General features: G+C 62.3%; 1 protein-coding gene. It reads left to right on the forward strand.

Annotated elements, in window-relative coordinates; translation table 11 throughout:
- On the forward strand, positions 1-1,221 hold a 1,221-nt coding region (locus tag IF89_RS43895), incomplete at its 5' end, for a scabin-related ADP-ribosyltransferase (RefSeq protein WP_324605412.1).
- Positions 1,222-1,818 lie beyond the last annotated feature (597 nt).

Below are 1,818 nucleotides of genomic sequence, written 5' to 3' on the forward strand. Positions count from 1 at the left end.
ACCACCGAGACCACCAACCCCGACGGCACCCGCACCACCGTCCTCTTCCACTACACCCCCGACGGCGCCATCGCCAACGACACCCACACCACCCCCGACGGCAGCGGGCCGTCCCGCACCGGCAGCTACCTCACCGGTGCAGCAGGCCGCGAGGCACGCACCCTCACCGGCACCGCCGACGCCACCCGCTACCTCCACGCCGACCGCCGCGGCAACACCGTCCTCGAGACCGGACCGTCAGCCCAGGCGCTCACCAGCCGCGCCTACACCGACTACGGCCGGGAAACCCGCCCCGACGGCACACCCGCCCCCGCCGCACACCGCGCAGCCGACCCCGCCGCCAACCCCTTCCGCTTCGGCGGCGAGTACACCAACACCGAAAACGGCACCGACTACACCCCAGCCCGCCTCTACCACCCCGAAACCGGCCGCTTCACCACCCGCGACCCCCACCCCACACCCCTCAACAAATACCAAGCCTTCAACGCCAACCCCGCCGAATACACCGACCCCACTGGAAACCTGTCTTTTAAAATCAGGCTCCGCGGCCAGGGAAAGCTCAATGAACGCAACAGGCTCCAAAATGAAAAATTGCAGCAGCAGCGGAAGCAGGCAAGAGAGCTTAACGGAAGAAAATCGACTTTGCTGCCACCTGCAACGCCCGTGAGCATCGGAAAAAAACTGCACGCGGCCGGCCGAATACGACTTGATCCTGCGGATTTCACCTCCTATCAGACGTCTCAGCACCCGGATGATGCTGCCGACCTAGGGCAACAGAACCCTGGGTGGCACCTAACTACCTCGCTGAAACCTCGATACCGAGCCGATCGAAGAAGCCCGGAAGAGATATTTAAAAATGGATTTCAGCCATGGAATCCAAAAGGCCAGGGAAGGCTTGAGAAGCATATCCTCACGACTGACACCAATGGGCCATACGTCAGCACAACAAAGAGTTTTGAGCATGCCAAGAGTCGCGGACCTCGATACATCTATGAAATCGAGGGAGCGATAGGCGGAGTAAACCCGGCCAAGACGTACAGCGTTCCAAGGATGTTTGAACGCGAAAAAGAGATAACTTATGTGGGTGGAATTCAGAACTGGGCCATCAAGAGAGTCTATGACGCTCGCAACAATTCATGGATAAACAACCCGAATTACCGAGCTGGAGCCGCAGTGGAAGGGCTCTTGAAAAATCCTGCCATCGCCGAAATACTTACTTAGGCAGTACGGTCAGTCCGTCGCGGAGCGGCCTAGCCTCAATGCCAGTGACTTAAGGGTTCCGGTGGGCGGGGTCTTCGCTGGTGGGTTGATCGGGGCTGTCTTGTGGTGTGGGGCGATGGTCACGGTGAACCGTTCCGGGTTCGGTAGAGCGCGCGGGCCGCTCACCGCGTTCGGCTGCGGACGCGGTGAACGCTGTGACCGGCAAGCCGCAGCCGGGCCGGAGGTACCAGGCATCGACGCGGGCCCACACCGAGACGGGCCTGCGGAAGTTCTACGAGTTCCACCAGGAGGCGGGGACCGGGCCGCTGGTGAACCCGTTCCCGTTGGCCCGGCCCGCTCATCGGGCCGGGCCAACGCGCATCACAACCCGATGGACCCCTTCCGCAATGAGCGCCAGGGCCGCTACCGACCCAAGGTCCCCAAGCGGATCCCGCGGATGATCCCGGACGACCGGTTCAACGAGATCTTCGCCGCGCTGGGCTCGAACCGAGACCGTGCCCTAGCCTCGATGTTTCGGTTCGGGCGATGAGGCGTTTCTGATCGTCTGTAGTCGGGTGGCCGACCTGGTTTCGGTGTTTGGGCATGGCGGAGTCCCGG

This window comes from Streptomyces sp. NRRL F-2664, assembly GCF_000719345.1.
GTDB lineage: Bacteria > Actinomycetota > Actinomycetes > Streptomycetales > Streptomycetaceae > Streptomyces.